The 19,990-nt window shown below is 58.2% G+C and carries 22 protein-coding genes and 1 pseudogene; 10 read left to right on the top strand and 13 right to left on the bottom strand.

Features of this window, described 5'->3' with window-relative positions; genetic code table 11:
• Positions 1 to 114: 114 nt before the first annotated feature.
• Entirely contained in the window at positions 115 to 339 is a 225-nt protein-coding gene (locus tag G583_RS0104990; RefSeq protein WP_022870094.1) for a hypothetical protein, read from the bottom strand.
• A gap of 12 nt (positions 340 to 351) precedes the next feature.
• Positions 352 to 1,875, bottom strand: coding sequence for a molybdopterin-dependent oxidoreductase (locus G583_RS0104985; RefSeq protein WP_022870093.1), 1,524 nt, complete (start codon positions 1,873 to 1,875; stop codon positions 352 to 354).
• Between the two features lie 155 nt (positions 1,876 to 2,030).
• On the opposite strand from G583_RS0104985, the gene G583_RS0104980 reads away from it, so the two are divergent.
• Positions 2,031 to 2,354, top strand: coding sequence for a hypothetical protein (locus G583_RS0104980; protein WP_022870092.1), 324 nt, complete (start codon positions 2,031 to 2,033; stop codon positions 2,352 to 2,354).
• Here G583_RS0104980 and G583_RS0104975 read toward each other — a convergent pair.
• The 8 genes and pseudogenes from G583_RS0104975 to G583_RS0104935 all read right to left on the bottom strand — a co-directional run bounded on the left by G583_RS0104975 (position 2,351) and on the right by G583_RS0104935 (position 10,100).
• Positions 2,351 to 2,953: a class I SAM-dependent DNA methyltransferase gene (locus G583_RS0104975; protein WP_156832050.1), complete on the bottom strand. Its 603-nt coding sequence runs from the start codon at positions 2,951 to 2,953 to the stop codon at positions 2,351 to 2,353. The two genes, G583_RS0104980 and G583_RS0104975, sit on opposite strands and share 4 nt — an antisense overlap.
• A gap of 127 nt (positions 2,954 to 3,080) precedes the next feature.
• Positions 3,081 to 3,986 carry an NADP-dependent oxidoreductase gene (locus G583_RS0104970; RefSeq protein ID WP_022870090.1) on the bottom strand — a complete coding sequence of 302 codons (906 nt, stop codon included), beginning with the start codon at positions 3,984 to 3,986 and terminating at the stop codon, positions 3,081 to 3,083.
• Positions 3,987 to 4,014: 28 nt separating this feature from the next.
• Complete coding sequence (locus G583_RS0104965) at positions 4,015 to 4,440, bottom strand: cupin domain-containing protein (RefSeq protein ID WP_022870089.1); 426 nt, start codon at positions 4,438 to 4,440, stop codon at positions 4,015 to 4,017.
• A gap of 34 nt (positions 4,441 to 4,474) precedes the next feature.
• Positions 4,475 to 6,484, bottom strand: coding sequence for a heavy metal translocating P-type ATPase (locus G583_RS0104960; RefSeq protein ID WP_022870088.1), 2,010 nt, complete (start codon positions 6,482 to 6,484; stop codon positions 4,475 to 4,477).
• A gap of 28 nt (positions 6,485 to 6,512) precedes the next feature.
• Complete coding sequence (locus tag G583_RS0104955; protein WP_022870087.1) at positions 6,513 to 6,746, bottom strand: heavy-metal-associated domain-containing protein; 234 nt, start codon at positions 6,744 to 6,746, stop codon at positions 6,513 to 6,515.
• Positions 6,747 to 6,908: 162 nt separating this feature from the next.
• Positions 6,909 to 7,212: pseudogene (locus tag G583_RS14445) on the bottom strand (metal-sensitive transcriptional regulator).
• Positions 7,213 to 7,242: 30 nt separating this feature from the next.
• Positions 7,243 to 9,477: a heavy metal translocating P-type ATPase gene (locus G583_RS14440; protein WP_211210737.1), complete on the bottom strand. Its 2,235-nt coding sequence runs from the start codon at positions 9,475 to 9,477 to the stop codon at positions 7,243 to 7,245.
• Positions 9,478 to 9,833: 356 nt separating this feature from the next.
• Complete coding sequence (locus G583_RS0104935; RefSeq protein WP_022870083.1) at positions 9,834 to 10,100, bottom strand: hypothetical protein; 267 nt, start codon at positions 10,098 to 10,100, stop codon at positions 9,834 to 9,836.
• Between the two features lie 759 nt (positions 10,101 to 10,859).
• On the opposite strand from G583_RS0104935, the gene G583_RS14430 reads away from it, so the two are divergent.
• Genes G583_RS14430 through G583_RS0104915 form a run of 3 tightly spaced genes read left to right on the top strand, consistent with a single transcriptional unit; the run spans position 10,860 to position 12,765 of the window.
• Positions 10,860 to 11,735 carry a DinB/UmuC family translesion DNA polymerase gene (locus tag G583_RS14430; protein ID WP_245540574.1) on the top strand — a complete coding sequence of 292 codons (876 nt, stop codon included), beginning with the start codon at positions 10,860 to 10,862 and terminating at the stop codon, positions 11,733 to 11,735.
• Positions 11,736 to 11,745: 10 nt separating this feature from the next.
• Positions 11,746 to 12,537: a hypothetical protein gene (locus tag G583_RS0104920; RefSeq protein WP_156832049.1), complete on the top strand. Its 792-nt coding sequence runs from the start codon at positions 11,746 to 11,748 to the stop codon at positions 12,535 to 12,537.
• Positions 12,538 to 12,765 carry a hypothetical protein gene (locus tag G583_RS0104915; protein ID WP_022870079.1) on the top strand — a complete coding sequence of 76 codons (228 nt, stop codon included), beginning with the start codon at positions 12,538 to 12,540 and terminating at the stop codon, positions 12,763 to 12,765. It begins immediately after the preceding gene.
• Between the two features lie 36 nt (positions 12,766 to 12,801).
• Here the strand turns inward: G583_RS0104915 and G583_RS0104910 are convergent, their stop codons facing one another.
• Both G583_RS0104910 and G583_RS0104905 read right to left on the bottom strand, forming a co-directional pair.
• Positions 12,802 to 14,055, bottom strand: coding sequence for an MFS transporter (locus G583_RS0104910; RefSeq protein ID WP_022870078.1), 1,254 nt, complete (start codon positions 14,053 to 14,055; stop codon positions 12,802 to 12,804).
• A 217-nt stretch (positions 14,056 to 14,272) separates the two neighbouring features.
• Positions 14,273 to 14,500: a tautomerase family protein gene (locus G583_RS0104905; protein ID WP_022870077.1), complete on the bottom strand. Its 228-nt coding sequence runs from the start codon at positions 14,498 to 14,500 to the stop codon at positions 14,273 to 14,275.
• 88 nt (positions 14,501 to 14,588) lie between these two features.
• Between G583_RS0104905 and G583_RS0104900 the strand changes: the two genes are divergently transcribed.
• Entirely contained in the window at positions 14,589 to 15,482 is an 894-nt protein-coding gene (locus G583_RS0104900) for an amidohydrolase family protein (RefSeq protein ID WP_022870076.1), read from the top strand.
• Here G583_RS0104900 and G583_RS0104895 read toward each other — a convergent pair.
• Positions 15,476 to 16,324, bottom strand: coding sequence for a CoA transferase (locus tag G583_RS0104895; protein WP_022870075.1), 849 nt, complete (start codon positions 16,322 to 16,324; stop codon positions 15,476 to 15,478). The two genes, G583_RS0104900 and G583_RS0104895, sit on opposite strands and share 7 nt — an antisense overlap.
• A 135-nt stretch (positions 16,325 to 16,459) precedes the next feature.
• On the opposite strand from G583_RS0104895, the gene G583_RS14425 reads away from it, so the two are divergent.
• The 5 genes from G583_RS14425 (at position 16,460) to G583_RS0104870 (ending at position 19,982) form a co-directional block, all read left to right on the top strand.
• Positions 16,460 to 16,828, top strand: coding sequence for an ArsR/SmtB family transcription factor (locus G583_RS14425; RefSeq protein WP_022870074.1), 369 nt, complete (start codon positions 16,460 to 16,462; stop codon positions 16,826 to 16,828).
• Between the two features lie 3 nt (positions 16,829 to 16,831).
• Positions 16,832 to 17,776 carry a cation diffusion facilitator family transporter gene (locus G583_RS0104885; RefSeq protein ID WP_022870073.1) on the top strand — a complete coding sequence of 315 codons (945 nt, stop codon included), beginning with the start codon at positions 16,832 to 16,834 and terminating at the stop codon, positions 17,774 to 17,776.
• A gap of 149 nt (positions 17,777 to 17,925) precedes the next feature.
• A complete protein-coding gene (locus G583_RS0104880) occupies positions 17,926 to 18,282 on the top strand; it encodes a GntR family transcriptional regulator (RefSeq protein WP_022870072.1) in 357 nt (118 codons plus the stop codon).
• Positions 18,283 to 18,294: 12 nt separating this feature from the next.
• A complete protein-coding gene (locus tag G583_RS0104875; RefSeq protein ID WP_022870071.1) occupies positions 18,295 to 19,218 on the top strand; it encodes an ATP-binding cassette domain-containing protein in 924 nt (307 codons plus the stop codon).
• Positions 19,218 to 19,982: a hypothetical protein gene (locus G583_RS0104870; RefSeq protein ID WP_022870070.1), complete on the top strand. Its 765-nt coding sequence runs from the start codon at positions 19,218 to 19,220 to the stop codon at positions 19,980 to 19,982. The genes G583_RS0104875 and G583_RS0104870 overlap by 1 nt, the downstream gene beginning before the upstream one ends.
• Positions 19,983 to 19,990 lie beyond the last annotated feature (8 nt).

Raw genomic sequence — 19,990 nt, 5'->3', positions numbered from 1 at the left:
AAGGTAGCTGAGCACTGCCTGACAATAGGCTTGGTTCGTTGCACTAGGTCTTTGAGATGGGTTTTCGCTGACCAGCCGTCAATCACCCTCAGCGTTCCGCATCGTCAGGCATCGCTACAGGAGCCGGTAGTTTCCCGCTTTGACAATAGCCGCTTCCAATTGCGCACCGTTAATTGGCTCATCGACCTTGTGTTTGAGGATCATGCGGGTGTCCTTGCCGTGTTCGACTTCAAACGAAATACCGCCGACTCGCGGTACTTGGTAGACCTGCCCTTTGATGGCACGGGTAGCGGCGTTGGACAATGCGCCTTCAAGGAAGTAAATGGTGCTGGTAATCACTGGGGCTCCCGGTCAGATACGGCCGTTGAACGCCTGCATGGCGGAGTCTTCACGGGTTCCTCCCCTGCCGTCACCGACCTCGGCGTAGTCACGGATCCATTCAATCTTACGAACCCATTTGACCATCTTATACCCATGATTTGATTCAACGCGAAGACGAAGAGGCGCACCCAGATGCTCCTCCAGAAGGCGATCGTTTCGTTCATACGCCAACATCGTGTCGTCATCATAGACATCACGCAAAGGGATAACAGCATAAAACGGTTCACGCGGCCGATTATCGTACATCACCTGAGCTAGCCCATGGGATTCAATCAGCACATACTTCGCATCTTCGGGCCGCGGCCCCAGTAAATCGAGGACCTCGCGAAGTTGCACCCCAGCCCACTTCGAGGTCGCGGTCCAACCCTGCATACATGAATGAATCGCGATGTATTCGTGTTTGGGCATGGCCTGCAGGTCTTGCAGGCTCAGATGGATCGCCTTGCCGCTCAGTTCTCCCCCGACCTCTAGGCGCCAGTCCGCCCACTGGTTGTCGCGGTGTTCAAGCCATTCGGGTGACTCGTCCTCGGTAGGTGGTAACCCATTGGTCCAGTGATACTCTGAAATGTCTTTTTCGGTGAAGACGTTCTGTTTGGACATTCGTGAGGGCATCCAATTGAGGAAAAGCTTTCTGCCGGGTTCTGTCACAGCCACCAGGAAGCGTTGTGCCAGCGGCCTATTGGCCAAGCTCCAGTAGCTCAAGCCAATCAGCAATGCGAGCACCACGACGATGGAGAGCAGCGCAACCGTGAACGCTTGAGCATAGTACTCCGGCTGGTTGGCTTCGACCCCGAGCATCATGTGGGGCAGGTTGTATTCGGGATGGACCAGAAAGACCAGTCCGACGTGCATAATAATGAAAACCACAAACGCGGCGTGACAAATAAAGTGCAACGACCGAACCACTTGGCCGCCACCAAAGAGTTTTAGATACCAGGGAAACCGCGACCGGATTGCCGGTGCCATAGCCAACCCGGTCAGGATCATCAGCGGTGCCAGCACAAACACGACGCCGGTATACGTGAGCATCTGTAACGCATCATAGGGTTGGAAGTGCTCTATCGATGGCACTCCGAACCCCACATAGATTTTCAGTGACTCCCAAGCTTGGGGGAACACCTCCCAGGATGTGGGAATGATACGTGTCCACAGTCCGGTGGCGAACAGCATGATCACATAGAACAGCCCGTTGAGTACCCACAGCATCACGCCGAGTCCATGCCAATGCCGTCCAAGGCCTATGTTCTCCCGGCCCGGTAAGGCAAGCAGCGGTGACATCGAACGCTCATCCATCAGCGAAGTGTAGACACCCTCTTCTCGAGGTAACTTCCGCCGGGTGAAACGCAACCATTCGGTGCCGGGTTTTGCATCGTTGCGCCACCATAGCCTGGGCAAGGAAGCCAGGATTTCCCAACCACTCCGGATCAAGATGCCCAGTAATACGAAATTGAATAGATGTGAGGCACGTAGCCAAAAAGGAAAGTCTGCTTCCACGATGCGCTCCTCCGGGCTCACCTGGTCGGGCACTCATAAGAGAGCTTCCCTGCAGCGTATCAACCCGGGGGTAGGGCAACAAGGAATCATATGACTCCGTCTGGAGATTCGTTACACTCGAGAACATCTGATCTTCGACAAGGAAGGGTCTTCTGATGACCGATGTAACTTTGGATAGCCTGCACGAGAAGTTAAATTTTCTGCTCCGCGACCACGGGGTAACCGATTTCGACGCGTCGAGTCTGGACCTTGAGTCCTATACGTCCCTGCATGCCAAAGCGGATGCGCTGTGCAGCGCTCACGGTGGGGACCCGTCCACCATGCAAGATGACACGCTCGAACAGCTTCAACCGAAACTGGACTTTTTACTCAGCGGCCACGGCGTGGAGTTCGATACGTCCGGCTGGGACCCGGCCTCTCTGGAAACGGTGGATGCCAAGGTCGACGCCATCGTCGATGCTCACCACGACGATCACTAACCCGATGCTGTTCGGTTCGTCGGGCGGGCAATGACGTAGGCATGCGGGGTATGACAATCCCAGTGCTGTGTTGTCACATCGAGACCTGCTTCGGAGAGCAAACGGACCATATCGTCCATCGGCCAGCGATACGCCATGGCCACCGGGTGGGCAAAAGACTGCTGCTCCGGACCAGCAAAGAACGACATCAACAGGGTGCCATTCGGTGTTAGAGCAGTTCGTAGCGTGTCCAAGGCAGTCGGCAGTTCCGCCGGTCCCATATGAATGATGGAATACCAAGCCAAAATCCCGGCCCACTGCGTTCGAGTTTGTTCAAGATCCGCGACCGAAGCTTGCCGAAACTGCACCGCCGGATACGTCTCGCGAGCTATCTGAATGAGCCGTTCAACTGGCTCCAACCCGGTGACCTCGTGTCCTCGGTTTACAAGATGACCGGTCCACCGACCCGTGCCCGAACCCACATCCAGAATCGGACCGGACACCGTCGCTGCCCACGGTTCAATGACTTGTCGGTCGGGGTCACCAGGCGACACCGCCGTGCCAAGTATGTGTTCCACCGGATTGGTTTCAGAACCGTAGGCTTTTTTGATCTCATCCATGGGCATGCCGCCTCTTCGTAGGTGCTAGATCGTGGCTTGCGGGAGTGGAAAATGCCCGAGCTCAACAGGTCCTCGTTTCTGGCATCCACCCAAAACCGGCATACCAACTTACCGCAAGGGAGGATGCTTACGGTTCAATCACAACTTTGCCAGCCGCATGCCCATCTTCAACAGAAGCGACGGCCTGCTGGGCCTCCTGGAGTGAAAAACGTTCCACCACATTGGGATTCACGAGTCCGTATTCGGCTACGTCGGTGATCTTTGTTAAACCTTCGTTGGTGCGCTGCACCCCGGCCCCACCCAGTTGTGTGGCAGTGTCGGGGTCAGCGGTGGAAATAATAAGCTGCGGGTCTTTGGCCACCGGGGCGATCTCGCGCAGCGCGGCCCCGCCCACTAGGTCGATGACCAGGTCAGCCCCGTCCGGGGCAATGGCTCGGACCCGGTCGGCCGCGCCATCCCCAGATTCCACAAACGTGGCCCCGGTGGCTTCCACGAGTTGCTGTTTCGATGCGCTGGCAATCCCGATCACGTTGAACTGATGGACCTGTCCGATTTGGGCGGCCATCAATCCGACTCCCCCGCCGGCACCCAGAATGACCATGGTCTGTCCGGCTTCTAGCTCGATTTGGTGGGTGACGTCGTAGGCGGTGGCACCTGCAACCGGTAGAGCCGCGGCGTCAGCAAAGCTGAGTTCTTCGGGCTTTGCCACGGTCTGGCGGGCATTCAACACGGTGTGCTCTGCGATGGTGCCGTGACCTTTGGCCGCCAGCCCCAGGACCTCGTCACCGACCGCAAATTCTTCGACATCGTCGCCGATGGCGGTCACGATGCCGGAGGCTTCGCGCCCCATGGGGGCGGGAAGCTTCCAGTGGTCGCCCATCTGGCCGGCACGGATTTTCCAGTCGGCCGGGTTCACACCGGCGGCTTGCACTTTGATTGTTACCTGTGCGCCCTGCGGGTCCGGGAGTCCACGGTCGATCAACTGTTGGGTTTCGGGTCCACCAAATTTTGTGAAGATCAACGTTTTGGTCATGCGGTTCCTCCTGCGGTCAGCGTCGGGTTCAGGCTTGCGGTGGCTTGTCTTCACCCGAGGCTTCGGCGGCGTCGGCTACTTCCTTGGTCGCGTAGTGGGCATCCGCCGCGTGCTCGGGTGGAGAGTAAATGGTGTAGAGCACTAAGGGTTCGTCGCCGGTGTTGCGAAAGTTGTGTTGAGCCCCGGCGGGGACCGCACACTGGTCGCCCGCCTCGATGGGATGCGTTTCACCGCCCAGGTCAGCCTCACCGGTACCAGAAATAAAGGTCAGGATCTGGTCGGTGTGTTCGTGGACTTCGTCACCGATTTCACCGCCCACCGGGACCGTCATAATGACGATCTGAGCGTGTTCACCGGTCCACAGGGTGCGACGAAAATCGGGGCTGTCCTTGGCGATGTCGGCGATCGTGAAGTGTTGGATATTGCCATCGAGTTCGAAATGTTTTTCGGTCATGTGCTACTCCTTCTCTTTCTGCGGGTCAGCGAGGTCAGACCTCGGCAGGTTGGGTATCTTTGGCGTTTGCAGCCGGGCTGCGTTGGGTCTTGGACATTGCGGTTGCGTGTTGATCGTTGCGCATCAGGCGCATGGCGTTGAGAATCACGACGAGCACGGAGCCCTCGTGAACGAGCATGCCCACCGACATCGTGACCCCACCGGCAAACACTCCGATCAGCAGTGCCACAACGGTGGCCAGCGCGATGAAAATGTTCTGCCGCATCACCGATACCGTGCGTTTTGCCAGGCTGACGGACTCGGGCAGTTTCATCAGGTTGTCGCCCATCAGGGCAATATCTGCGGTTTCCACGGCCACTGCGGAACCTGCAGCTCCCATGGCAACCCCGATATCGGCGGTTGCCAGCGCCGGAGCGTCGTTGACGCCGTCTCCGACCATCGCGACCGTGTGTCCGTCGCGTTGCATTTGGGCAACCGCGTCGAGTTTGTCTTCGGGCAGCAGTGATGCCTGGATCTCATCGATCCCAACGGCCTCACCAATGGCTTCGGCCACCAGGCGGGTGTCGCCGGTAAGCATTACGACTTTGTCGACCCCGGCGGCGTGCAGTCTGGTCACCATTTCAGGTGCATCCGCGCGGATTTGGTCGGCCACCGCGATCACACCGATGACGGCGTCCTCAACGGCCACGATCATCGGGGTTCTGCCTTGGGCTGCCAGTTGGTTGGCTGCCTGATCGGCGCCGACCGTATCGTCGACCCCGTATTGTGCCAGCAGCGGCGCGTTACCAATGAGCACTCGCTGATCGTCGACCATCGAGACGATGCCCTTACCTGCCACCGGGGTGACACCACCAGGCAGCCCTTCGGGTCCGACGCCTTCGTCACGTGCAGCATCCAGAATCGGCCGGGCAAGGGGGTGTTCGGAACCGGCTTCGGCTGCTGCGGCCCACCGCAGCACTTCGGTACGTGACAGGCTGTCATCCAGCACGACGATGTCGGTGAGTTTAGGCCGACCTTCGGTCAGTGTGCCGGTTTTGTCCACGGCCACTGCCGAAATTTTGGCCGAGGTTTCTAAGTACTCGCCGCCTTTGATCAGAATCCCGTTGCGCGCTGCACGACCAATCCCAGCGACGATCGCCACTGGAATTGAAATAACCAGCGCACCAGGGCAGCCGATGACCAGCAGCGTCAGCGCCAGGACCACGTCCTGGGTGATCAGCCCGGTCACCAGGGCCAGGATAAAGACCGCCGGGGTGTACCATGTCGAAAACCGATCGATAAACGCCTGGGTTCTGGCTTTGGCATCTTGGGCTTCTTCGACGCGGTGAATGATACGCGCCAGTGTGGTGTCCGCGCCGACCCCGGTGGCAAGCACCTGTAAGAATCCGCTGGTGGAAATGGTGCCGGCAAACACCTGGTCGCTCTTGGACTTCTCCACCGGAATGGATTCCCCGGTAATCGAAGCTTCATCGATGGCCGCGGTACCGGCAACAACTTGCCCATCAACGGGTACTTTAGAGCCGTTCTTGACCAGCACGATTTCGCCCAACCGCACCTGGTGGGCCGGGACTTCTTGTTGTTCTCCGTCCCGCATGACCACCGCACTATCCGGTGCGACCGCCACGAGTTCGGCCAGCGCCGAGCGGGTCTTGTTCATCGTGGCGGCTTCTAGCGCGTGCCCGACCGAGAACAGGAACGTCACCGCCGCAGCTTCCCAGAAATTACCGATGATGGTCGCGCCGATGGCGGCAACCGACACCAATAAGTCGATGCTAATCATTTTTGTGACCAACGCGCGGACCGCGTTAACCACGATCCCATAACCGGCCACCACCGCGGCGACCAACATTAACAGGTTGGCTAGGGTAAAGACGTGGCCCGAGCCGTGAGCGTGGTCACCGGCATCGACCCACCACTGCGGGCCGACCACGGTGTTCCACGCGCCACCGGCCAGGTGCTCCACGGCAAACGATGCCAGGATCAGGACCCCCGAAATGACGGGGACCGCCCAGTTGCCGTACCACCATCGTTGGAACCAATTCATTGCGCTCCCCTTCCCTGACTAGGCCGTTCTAGAATGCCGACGGGGTGGCTTTGTAACCAGCTTTGGCGACCGCAGCGACCAGATCATCGACCGAGACCTGGGATTCGTCGTGGTCAACTTCGATGCGCGCGGTCGCAAAATGTACCTTAACGTCGTCGACGCCTTTGAGTCGGCCGACGCGTTTCTGGATCTTGTTGACGCACGATGGGCAGGAGAAACCTTCGGCACGAAGCAGGGTGTGGGTAGTGGTGTTGGCAGACATAAGCATTCCTAACAGTCGTGAGTTACTTTTACCTTATCTTCCAGAGATGATTTACACACTACGTAAGGTCCACCGGACCTGCCTTGATGTACGTCAAGACGGCGCCCACCCGAGAAATCACTTCGAGTACCGACATAGTCGCTACGTTGTGTGCTCCTGGCGTTAGGAGCGGACAAACCGGTCGATGGCAGCGGAGGCTTCGGTGATTTTCGCCTCGGCTTCCGCCCCACTGGTTTTGACTGCTCCGACCACGCAGTGGCGTAGGTGATCATCAAGTAAACCCAGCGCCACGTTATTGTGCTGAGGTGATCGCACCGATTTGGGTGGATATCAATGCAGTAGGCATCCTCGTCGATCATCCGGTACCACGGGCTTGGCCTTCAATACGCTTGACCCGAGCCAGATATCGGTCTTTGTCACTGATATAGCCGTGGCCAGCGGTGTCGGAATGAGTTTCGTGTGTCATTGTTTTGCTTTCATGTCTACATCAGTTGGCTCAATGCCCCGTGTGTGAGGCAGGTACCGTTTCGGGTGACCGGTCTAAGGATTTCTCAACGCTTGCTTTCGGGGTGAGATCCAGCCGCCGCAGTGTTTGGGCGTTGAGGGCGACAATAATCGTGGACAATGACATTATGATTGCCCCAACACTCATCGGGAGCACAAACCCAATCGGGGCTAATACACCGGCAGCAAGTGGGACGGCCGCGATGTTGTAGCTAGCAGCCCACCACAGGTTTTGTTTCATCTTCCGGTAGCTTTCCCGGGAGAGTTCAAACACGGACAATACCGAGCGTGGATCCGACGACGCCAAAATCACCCCAGCTGATCCAATGGCCACATCAGTGCCAGCCCCGATGGCGATGCCGACATCAGCCTGGGCCAAAGCTGGGGCATCATTGACCCCGTCGCCCACCATCGCGACTTTGTTGCCCTCGTCTTGGAGTGCTTTGACTTTGGCGGCCTTATCTTCGGGGCGCACTCCCGCAAAGACCCGGTCGATGCCCAGCTCCTTAGCCACCGTGTCGGCCACGGCTTGAGCATCGCCGGTAATCATCACGACTTGGACACCGTTGGCGTGCAGCGCGTCCACTGCATCGCGTGATTCTGGTCGGATCTCATCGGCCAATCTCAGGGCACCGATGACCTCTCCATCAGCCAGTACGTGAAGAATGATCGCCCCCTCGTCGCGCCACTGATCAGCAATCGCCAATTCGTGTTGCTGATGCTCCTCCAACAGGTAGGGGCCACCGACTTCAATGACTGTGTTATCCACGGTGGCTTTGACGCCCACGGCTGGCGAGGAGGAAAACTCAGTAGCCGCTGGCACGGTGAGACCGCGTGCCCGAGCGGCGCCCACAATAGCGTTGGCCAGGGGGTGCTCACTGTCGGCTTCAGCGGCAGCAGCCAACGCCAGCACCTCATGTTCGCTTCGACCACCAGCAGGATGGATCCCGGTGACGGTTGGTTCACCCTTGGTCAGGGTGCCAGTTTTATCAAAGAGTACGGAATCCACGGTGCGCATTGATTCCAAGGCCAGCCGGTCTTTAATCAAGACCCCACCCCGGGCGGCCCGTTCTGTGGCAATCGATACCACCAGCGGGATGGCTAACCCCAGCGCGTGAGGACAAGCAATGACCAACACGGTAATAGTGCGGACCACGGCAACATCTGGCAGGCCCAAGAGCCCCCAGACGATCGCGGTGATTAGGGCGGCCCCCAAGGCAAACCAGAATAACCAGCCCGCAGCGGTGTCAGCGATCCGCTGAGCACGCGACGAGGAGGTCTGGGCATCGGCAACCAGTTTTTCAATCCCGGCCAGGGCCGTGTCATCCCCGATGGCGGCGACTTTGACCCGTAACCCTGAGTCGGTGGCCACCGTACCAGCCACCACGTGTTCACTGATGGTACGCCGCACCGTTTTGGACTCGCCGGTGACCATGGACTCATCCATGGAAGCACTCCCATCGACAATCTGACCATCGGCCGGGACCGCAGCCCCCGGACGAACAATGACCACATCCCCAACAACCAGGTCAGTAGGGGCCACGGTGACCACGGCATCCCCGTCGACTCGTTCGGCCTCATCCGGCAGCAACGCCGCCAAGGAATCTAGGGCCGAGGTGGTCTGGGCCAAGGATCGCATTTCGATCCAGTGGCCCAACAGCATAATGACCACTAACAGGGCCAGTTCCCACCAGAAGTTCAGTTCATGGTCCAGGATGCCCAACGTGGCGCCCCAGGAGGCGACAAATGCCACCGTAATGGCCAATCCGACCAGCAGCATCATGCCCGGTTGCCGGGCCCGGATCTCTGCGACCGCCCCGGTCAAAAACGGCTGCCCACCCCAGAAGTACATGACCGTGCCCAGAATGGGCGAGACCCACCAGACCCACGTGGCATCTGGCAGCTGGTAACCCAACAGGTGGGCAAACATGGGATTGAATGCGACCACGGGGATGCCTAGCACCAGCATGATCCAAAACAACCGGCGAAACTGCCCCACATGATCCCCATGATCACCTTGGCCATGTCCCGCATGGCCCCCGTGAGTGGCATGCCCGGCATGATGTTGCTCTTCCTGGCCATGTCCACCCGATTCGCGCCGATGATCCTCGTGATCGTGACCCGCCTGATCAGGCTCGGCGTGTGTGACGGCGGCTTCCCTGTGCCGGGTCGGATGTTGTTGGGGCGGAGCGTGGTGGTGGTGTTCGTGGTGGTTGCGTTCAACCATGACAAGGTCCTTTCCGAACAAGTGATGAGACGAGAAAGATTGGGCCGTGGCCTGGGTCACGGCGACGTGGGGCGAAAGGATATGTACCGAGTTTAGGTGGCACGAGCCCATAAGCCCACGGACATTATGGTTTAGGCTGTGGACGCCTGATCCCCAGCCTGTTCAACCGCGTTGATCACAGCGTGATCGTCCAGCTGACGCCGCTAGATGACCACGCTACGATTGTCAGTGAAGCAGACTGGGTCGAACAGCAACGCTCGGCGCCGATTGATGAAGAAGAACGAGACGATTAAACGACAGATGGTCGCGGATCAGTTCGATCGGCGACCATCTCCTGTGAGGGGCTTGCCTCTGTCTTAGGCAGCGGCCTGCTCCTGTTTATCGGCGCGTTCTAACGCGTGATACGTGGCTTCGAAGGCCTCACAAACGTCATTCGGAATCGCATAGTTATCTGTCACAGTGCGTAGCTCCTGAAAGAGCGCAGGGGTGTTCGTGGCATTGTCTGACTGGTGTAGCGCCTGGGTAATTTCACGGACTCGGGCGAGTTCTGGGTGGTGTCCGCCGTGGACGCGCTCGATGATCGGGGCCAGTTGTGCCGCTTTTTCAATGTTGCGATTTGCCATTTGGTATCCCCTCTTCCTTGGTTATGCCCTCAATCTATGAGGTATCTCCCCGCCTGTCCTTGACGTTGGTCAAGTGGTGCCCGACCATCGTGAGACGTCACTCTGAGTCGTCGAAGTCCGAGGTCAGCGTTCTTCGGACGCTTCGATCTCAGTCAGGAGCTTCCCAGAGTTGCTGGTTGAATCATGGCGTAGGGTCAGCCCCAAGTCCACGGGCACCTTGGCCGCGTTTGGCAATAACGTTTTGCCCCATGCACAAGATCTGAGCGTTATAGTTTTTCGATTGAGCCACGGACCGTCACCAGATGGTGCGCCTGCAAAAACGTCAGAAGAGATCTCAGTAGGCGACTTTTGAAAGTGACACCTACGAGCAGGTCCCCATGAGGGGGAAGAATGCGCGCGAGCTCGAAGGAACCGGCGGTATTGAGGCCTAACCCGGTTCTGTCTCCAGTCGGATACGGGGGTAGTCGGTCCAGTCGTGGCCGCTGTGGGTGCTCCAGCGTTCCGCGGCGGTGATGGAAATTCCTAAGAGGTCGGCCAAGACTGAGGGTGGAAGGTCTCGAGCGAGGGTCAGGAGTGCGACATTTTTTGCCGCACGGATATTGATACCTCTTTTCGTGAGTGGCAGGCGCAACCCCTATGTGTCAGGGTTGAACGGTACCAATCACTCAGAGCAAGTCAGCCAGTTCATATAGGGCGAGAATCAGGAATCCAAAGAAAATGTCGAATGTTGTTGTCGCCGATGTAGGCCACAATGGAGTCATGACTAGATCCGGACCCCGTCCATGGTTGAAAACACTGGCCAAACTGGCCAACCAGGCGGCAAAAAAGATTCCGCAACTCGCGGGCGTCTGCGTGTGGGACAGGGTGCCGGTGACGACGACGGAGCAGTTGTTGGAAGATTTGCCGGTCGGCGAGGTGTGGGGGATTGGCCATCGCATGGCGAAGCGACTCAACGGGCTGGGCATCGTCTCGATCAAAGACTTCCGGGACACCGATGAATGGCGTATCCGGGACAAGTTTTCGATCGTCCAGCTGCGGACCCTGCTGGAGCTGCGTGGCACCTCGTGCATTCCTGCGGCTGAGGAACGCGAGATGAAAGATCAGCTGATCTTTTCTCGCAGTTTTTCGGAACCCATCACCGATCGCGAGCAGATGGAACAGGTGCTGGCGATCTATGCCCAACGCGCTGCAACCCGACTGCACCGGAACAATTCCGAGGCCAAGGTGGTCACCGCGTGGGCAATGACCAGTCATTTCAACGACGAGCAATCGCACCAGCCCTCAGCTACAGTGGCTTTGCCCTCCCACAGTGCAGACCCGGTCGTGCTCATCAGGGCGGCCAAGAGCCTGTTGCCAAAGATCACGGAAGGCGTCCGGTACGCCAAGGCCGGTATTACCGTCCCCGAGCTGCGTCCCGTCGGAGCCCAACCGATGCTCGACGAATTCGTCTCATCGCACGAGTCCAAAAACGTCGGCAAACTGCTCGAGCAAGTGCGCACCGAACACGGCGGTGGCGCCATCGGACTGGGCAGTGCCGGGCTGCGGACTGGCCCATCATGGCAGATGCGACGCGAGTTCATGTCCCCGCGCTACACCACCCACTGGGATGAACTCATGACGGTGCATGCCAAGTAGACTCAAGGCCATGCGCTCTCATACTCGTTCGCCTTCCGGGCTGTCCAGGGGTATGTCATTGGCAGTCGTGCTGTTTACCGGTTTGTTGGTTACCGGGTGCACCAGTGAGTACATTGAGGGTCTGGAGTCTGGTGCGAAAACGCTGCGTTCATCGGGTGCATTTTCCCAAGTGATTTTTGACTATGAACGCGGCCTGGACCCTATGACACGTTCCCGCAGTCTCGATGATTTTCCAGCACTCCTTCAGGAAGACGGCGATTTGGTCGTGGCGGGGCAGGCCTTGGCGGATGTAGTCGACACTGCGGGCAAAGCGCCCGATATTTTGGTGGATGAGTCAACCTGGATCCTGGGTTTTCACACTTCTAGTAGGGGACCGGCGACTGCTGAAATTACGTCTCAAGACTGGACTGAGTTGCTGAACATTGCGCGGTCGACCCACGCGCGCGAACTGGAAGTGTGGCAATTGCTTGAGCATGAGGCTCAGGAGAAGAACGATTTTGATCCGAAACTCACCCTCAGAGCCTCGGCGCCAACACCTGCCTCAGGACTGGAGGAATTGGAACAGCTTGTCTCAACGCACATTCCGGCGGGCATTCGCGATGTGTACTTTGAATTACAAGCCGGAAGCGTGCAGCAACCGTGGCATTATGAAACCCAACCTGCTGGCTCGCAGCATCACGGAAATCACGACGCGCCCATCCGGATCTTGATCCCCAAAGGCAAAGAAATTGGAAATGCGCGGGCAGTTCTGGAGGCTGCCCAGCAGCACTTCGGCGAGTTGCACAAAGTCTGGTTCTATTAGTTGGACGACATCCCGAACCTTGAGATCCTCCACGACGGGCGGGTGGAAACCTGTCAAGAGAACATCGCATATGCACAACAGGTTGCCGAGCTCCTGGGTGAAGATCTTGATATCACACTGTCAAAAGTCAACGCTGCCAACGGAGTCCCGCTGGAAATTTATCATGAAGTGTCGGATGCCTCAGCTGCCCAAGGCAAAACCTCAAACGGTTGCAATCCGGACTTATGAAAACCCCGTGGTGATCACCGCGTGTGCGGGCCGGTCTTACCGTGTGGCCCGAGGCGACAGTAAAACAGCGGGGATGACGATCAAGGCGATGATTCCGCCAACAAGGGTGAGGGTAGCAAATCCCGTGGCACTCATGAGTATGCCCGAGAGGATGCCGGCACCGGCGCCAAAGAGCTGATACCAGACATCGATGGTGCCCTGGGTGGCCGCCCGAACATCCGGGCGGGTTCCATGGACCACCAGCGTGGTGCCGGAGACCAAGCCAATATTCCATCCCAAGCCCAGCAAGACCAGGGCGATGAGTACTCCGGCAAGACTCTCACCGGGCGACAGTGCTGCGGTAAGTCCTGCAGCCAATAAGGTCAGTCCGGCCGTGATCGTGGTCAGTCGCGGGCCAATCCGGTCAACGAGCGGTCCGGTGACCAGCGAAGGTAGCCACATGGCGCCGACGTGGAGACCGATCACCACACCGACCGCGCCCATACTGTGGTCGTGGGCCCGCATGTGGATCGGAGTCATGGTCATGACCCCGACCATCACGATCTGCGATACGACCATTACCAGCGCGCCGACTTGTACCAGTCGCGGCGACCCGACGGCCGCATCGTCGTCGGAAGTTTGCTGATCTTGGGCTGCGGCTTGTTGTTGTTCCCATTGCTGAGCCACCGTATAGGGGTCCGGGCGCAGCAGCGAGACCAGGATGGTACCGGCTAGCAGGTATGCGACGGCCGCCAAGAGAAAGGGGCCCGCCAGGGCGGGGAGTCCGAGGTTTTCGGCTAGCCCACCGAGCGGTTCGATGAGGTTGGGCCCGGCGACCGCGCCGATCGTGGTGGCAACCATGGCCGTGCTGATCGCGGTGCCCTTGCGGCTGGTCGGTGCAAGATCCGTGCCTGCATAACGGGCCTGCAGGTTCGTGGCGGTACCGGCGCCGTAAACGAACAACGAGATAAACAGCAGCACGGCGCTTTCGAACTGGGTTGCGAACACGACGCCTAGCGCGCCGAGCCCACCGGAGATAAAACCGAGGCCCAGGGCAATACGGCGGCCCACGCGTTGGGTCACCCTGCCGATAAGAAACGCCGTCAGTGCCGCTCCAAGAGTGAACAGCGCGGTCGGAAGCCCCGAAAGTGCCTCGGAGCCAAGCATGTCCTGGGCAATCAGCGCACCAACCGAGATGCCGGCGGCTAACCCTGCACCACCGAATGCCTGGCTGAGCAGGACAATGGCCAACGTTCGGCGGTGTAAGTGCTGTCGTCGCTCGGCGGTGAGCGGACTATGAAGCGTGGTCAATGCGGAGTCCTGTCCGGTGGCTGTCGCTCAGTGAGCTACATCGTATATCGCTTGGACCACAAGTCAAGACACGAAAGCAGGTAAAGATTGAGGCACTTCGTTCTGCCAAGTGGCTCAAGCCTGTGGTTTTGCTAGCCGGGTGACGTTGCGCCAAAACGTCGTTACGGCGTATGGCACAACCCGACGGCCTATCGTCAGCATTTCAGCGACGTGGCAATTACTCGTTCGCAGGGACAGCCCTAGAAGAAATGTAAAGGTCTTCGGCCCGGTAGCGTTCTTGGACGGTTTCGGTGAAGTCTTCGGCCGGTACCTCAACAATCGATACCGATACGGCTTCAACATCGGTGCCGAAGGTCTCGACGTAGTGCTGCTGCATTTTCTCGGCAATATCGCGTTTGGTGGCGTCGTCGCGGCCGGGATGCAGGGTGATAGCAATGTGTGGCATGATGAAGTCCTTTGAGCTGACATGGGTTATGTGTGTTTCACATTACTAGACTGTGGTCAGGCGCTAGCGATCACTAAAGGAGTCAATCTTGAGCCAGCTTGCCCCACCAGAATCCGATGACCAGATTCGGGCGTATCTCAACGGTCTCGGCCTCGACGGCATGATCGATTTACACGTGCATTTCATGCCGGATCGTGTGCAGCAAAAGGTCTGGGGTTTCTTTGATCGGCTACCGGAGATCGGGGAACCCGCGTGGCCGGTCAACTACCGGTACTCCGATGAAGAGCGTGTACAGATCTTGCGCGACATCGGCGTCACCGCGTTTAGCACGCTGAACTATGCGCACCGGCCCGGTATGGCCGCCTGGCTCAATGATTACTCAAAAACATTTGCTGCTCAGCACGACGATGCCATCCGCTCGGCAACCTTTTTCCCAGAACCCGGTGTTGAAGACCTGGTAGGGGAGGTGCTGGAAGACGGCGCGCAGGTCTTCAAAATCCATATTCAGGTCGGTGCGTTTTCCGCCATGGATCCGATGCTGGCATCGTCGTGGCAGTTGATCGCCGCTGCCGGTGTGCCGGTGGTTATCCATTGTGGCAATGGCCCACATGAGGGGGAGTTCACCGGGCCGGGTCCGATTTTTGAACTGGCCGAAAAGTATCCGGACCTGGTGTTAGTCATTGCTCACGCGGGGCTGCCGGAGTACGAGCAGTTCGCGGAACTGGCACGTCGTGCGCCGAACGTGTATTTGGATACCACTATGGTAGGGACCGGGTATATGGAGCACGTTGCCCCGATGCCCCAGGGGTATATTGAAACCCTGGCCCAGCTAGGCGAGAAAGTTGTGTTGGGCACCGATTTCCCAACCATCCCGCACAGCTACAGTCACCAGCTCGAGGTCTTGCACAACTGGGGTTTGGGCGATGAGTGGATGCGCAATGTCCTCTGGCATACCCCGCATAAACTGTTGAAGAATCAGTGATCAGTGGTGGGCCGGTTGATCGCTACGAGCGGGAGATCGTGCTCATTGGCTAGCTCGATCCATGCTGCGTTCGTGCGACGTGCAAACTGTTCTTCCAGTGTTTCGCGATCTTTCCCGAGCAGCTCGGTGAGTACGGCGTGGAAATGCGGTTCAATGGCTGCCAATGCGATCCAGCCGTCTCGGGTTTGATACACGCCGTACTGCGGCGCATCACCAGATAAGAGCTGACCGGGAGCGGAGCCACCGATCAAAAACGACTCTGCGGCCTCCTGCGCACCTTGCTTCAGTCCGATGCGACGATGGAGGGCTTGCGGGTCTTCTTCCGCGGTGAGCTGTCGGGCCAAGAGTACTTCGAGCGCTGCCGTGGTTGCGCGCTCGCCACCGAGGGCATCCGCCCAGAGAACCCGCGGCGCGCTGGGTCCATGGAGGATGCCGGCTTGTGCTTGATAGGTCAGATCATGGCCCGGGGCCTCAGGGTTTTCGACATCTCCCACGATTTCAACGTGGCCTATACCGGTCTGCTGAATCATGTCATAGAGCCCCAGACGAGAAGCTGCTGAAGGACGCATCGAGGACAGCAGCAGGTCCGAGTCCGACAGCAGGTTCACAAACTGGTCTCGATCTGCTTCGTCTTTGAGGTTCAAGGACAAGATGTGCTGGCCGTTGTTCAGCGCTGCGTACCATTCGGGAAAGGCATGCACGGGATCTCCGCCTGGCGGTTCGACTTTGACGACAGTCGCTCCCATACGCAGTAGGCGTCGTGCGGCCAGTGGACCGGGCAAATTTGGTGCGATGGTGATGACGCGAATGCCGCGCAACGTGGTGGTGCGAGAGTCTTCCATGGGCATCCTTCACCTGCACACTGTATGAAACTTCAAGTTACTGTACAAATATATAGTATCCGCGCGCGTCAAGCCCCGACAAGGGAGGGGTTTTCGACCCTTGAAGAGATCGCCGCCAGGGAATATCATCGTTGTATGGCGATCAATCAGATGAATGGTTTCGATGAGTCTGCGACCCGCTCCTATGCCCATCTCTTTCAGGCCCTGGCCGACCCCACGCGGCTTGCGGTGGTGCAGCACTTGGCCTCGGGTGAGCATCGAGTGCGCGATCTCGTCGAGCACATGGGATTAGCGCAGTCCACGATCAGCAAACATCTACGATTTCTGGTCGAGTGCGGGCTGGTCGTGGCCCGTCCCGAAGGGCGTGCGACTTGGTATGACCTTGCGGAGCCCGCGCTCCTCAAAATTCTGGTGGCCGCGGCGGAAAAGATGCTGGAGGCGACCGGCCATTCGGTGCAACTGTGTGCCCACCTGCGGGCTGGTGGGCAAGAAGTGAGGGAGTAAGCCATGGGTGCAGGGCATAATCACAGCCCCGCTGCAGAGAGTGGCCAGTCGGGCGATCACCGCATCAAACTGTGGATCGCCTTTGGTGTTACCGCAAGCATTGTCGTCGTGCAGCTGGTTGGTACCATCATCACCGGCAGTTTGGCGCTGTTGGCCGATACCGTCCATGCCATTACCGACGCGTCGGGCCTCCTCGTAGCGCTTATCGCGGCGACCCTGATGCTCAAACCGCCAACGCCGAAGCGCACTTGGGGTTTTCGGCGCATCGAAGTCATCGCCGCACTCGGGCAAGCCACCTTGTTGTTGGGCATTGGTGTGTATGCGGCCATCGAGGGGATTCGTCGTCTGGTGGAGCCCCCGGAGGTTCCGCCGATGGAACTGTTGGTCTTCGGTGTGCTCGGGCTGGTCGCAAATATTCTTGCGCTCACGGTGCTAGCCTCAAGCCGCGGAGCCAATTTCAACATGCGCGCAGCATTTCTCGAAGTGCTCAACGACGCGCTTGGTTCGCTCGGCGTCATTGTGGCCGCGATCGTCATGGCTACGACCGGATTCTTGCAGGCAGATGCGCTCGCCAGTTTGTTCATCGTCGCTTTGATTGTGCCCCGTGCCTATGTATTGATGCGAGAGACGCTCAGCGTGCTCATGGAATTTACCCCCAAGGGACTCGATCTCGATGAGGTGCGCCGTCACATCATGGAACTCGAGCACGTGATCGATGTGCATGACCTGCACGCATCCACTGTGGCGACCGGTTTGCCCGTTCTGACCGCCCACATCGTCGTTAAAGACGAGTGCTTCACTTCAGGCCATGTGGCGCAACAGCTTAAAGCCGTTCAGGAATGCATCACCGAACACTTCGAAGTGGCTGTTCATCACTCAACGTTCCAGATCGAGACCGCCGATATCGCCGCGCATGAACCAGCGGTGTTGAAACACGACCTGAGTTAATGCCGCGGCGCTGGAGCGCCAGTGCCGATTGTTGGTGCTGGCATTTTCTTTGCCAAACACTTGCACCTTCATTGGTTAGTTAGTACACTAATGAACCAGCGAGGTAATGTACCCGCGAAGCTATTTCACACATGTGGAAGGTGAGTTCTATGGATGATGGTCGTCCACTGTTTCTACAGATCGCAGAGAAGATCGAGGCGTCGATACTCGACGGTTCGTTGGCTGAAGAAGACCAGGCGCCATCAACGAATGAACTCTCGGCCTTCTACCGCGTCAACCCGGCAACCGCCGGCAAAGGCATCAACCTACTCGTCGATCGAGGCATCTTGGTGAAGCGACGTGGTTTGGGAACGTTCGTGGCGCCCGGCGCACAACAAATCGTGCGCGATGAACGAGTTGAACAGTTTGCACAGCACTACCTTGATCCCCTGCTGGCAGAAGCAAGGGCAATTGGACTCGATACTGAAGCGGTTCTATCGATGATTCGAAACCGCGATGCTTCCTAACGAGGAGAAAACATGACTACCCCGGATACTGCACAACGTGTCAGGGCAATTGAAGCACACGGCGTCACCCGCCGTTATAAAGACACCATTGCCCTTGATAATGTCACCCTCAACTTCGAAAAAGATAAGATTCACGGTCTGCTCGGCCGAAATGGGGCCGGGAAGACCACCATGATGTCGGTTATGACGGCACAGGATTGGCCTTCTGAAGGTCAGATCCGGGTGTTTGGTCAGACGCCGCACGAAAACGAACAGGTGCTGCCCGATATCTGCTTCGTTCGTGAAGACCAGCGCTACCCCGAAGACGCGCTGGCGAAACACGCATTCGCTGCGGCTCGAGACGCTTTCGAAAACTGGGACGCCGAGTTTGAGCAGCGGTTGATCGAGGACTTTCGAGTTCCGCTCAAAACTCCGATTAAGAAAATGTCGCGCGGTCAAAAGTCGGCCGTCGGAGTGATTATCGGCTTAGCATCGCGGGCGCCGCTGACGGTGTTCGACGAACCATATATGGGACTCGACGCCGTGGCACGCCAGTTATTCTATGACCGGCTCCTGCAGGATTTCACGGAACATCCGCGAACCATCGTGGTCTCGTCACACCTGATCGATGAGATTTCATATTTGCTGGAACACGTCGTCGTCATAGACCAGGGCAAGATCCTGGTGGATGAAACCGCTGACGATCTTCGCGATCAAGCAGTCACCCTGGTTGGTGCGGCAGAAGCGGTGCAACAGGTCGTGGCAGGCCGCGAAGTGTTAGATCGCGAAGAACTCGGCCGCATCGTCCGGGTCACCGTCTTGGGCAAACTGACCGACGATGAACTGCGGCTCGTCAAGCAACTCGACCTCGATGTCTTGCCCGTCTCCCTACAACAGCTCATTGTGCATCTGACGCGCAATAATACCGAAGAGCACCCTAGCTCGGAGGGGTTCTGATGACTACCACAACACTGCACCAAACGACAACAAATCGCTCGAGTTTTGCTCGGGTCCCCGCCGCTTTCCGACTGCAGTTCGCCGTGCCGTGGTCCTTTATTTGGCTACCGATCGGCATCTTCTTGCTCGCGTGGGTACTGGGAACCGGCATCGGATTTTTGATCGATTCACAGATGCCCGAGCGCATTCCTGTAGAAGAACCACTCAGCTCGATGGGAGCTGCTCAGGCACCCATCTGGTACCTGGCGTTTATGGCAGCCTACACGGCATCACATACGTTCCCGTTTTCGGTCGCCCTGAGCTATAGCCGACGCGTCTACCTCATCGGTACCTACCTGACCTTCGCGGTGGTATCGGTCGGGTACGGTCTGCTCGCCATGTTTGGGTTCTGGATTGAACGCCTTACGGATGGTTTTGGCCGACACATTTACGTGCTGGGCGCACCATTTCTGGACGACGTCGGTGGAATGCTGGGGGTCGGAGCCTTTGGCACAGTGGTCACACTGTTCTTCATGTGCTTCGGATTCTTCTGGGCCATTCTCTACCGTCGGGTATCTATCCCCATACTGTGGACCGTGATTCTTGGCTTCATCGTCGTGCTCCTTGGCCTCGTCGCCATAACCACCCTCAACGAGTGGTGGCCAAACGTCGGCCTATGGTTCGTTGACCAGACGGCGTTCACACTCGCTGGTTGGGGACTGCTCGCAACGGTCTTGCTCGGCGGACTCAACTACTGGCTGATCCGGAAAGCTACCGTTAGCTAAACCACCAC

This window comes from Yaniella halotolerans DSM 15476, from assembly GCF_000420805.1.
GTDB lineage: Bacteria > Actinomycetota > Actinomycetes > Actinomycetales > Micrococcaceae > Yaniella > Yaniella halotolerans.
Note: the sequence above shows the minus strand (reverse complement) of the source record. Positions and strands in the feature narration are given on the sequence as shown.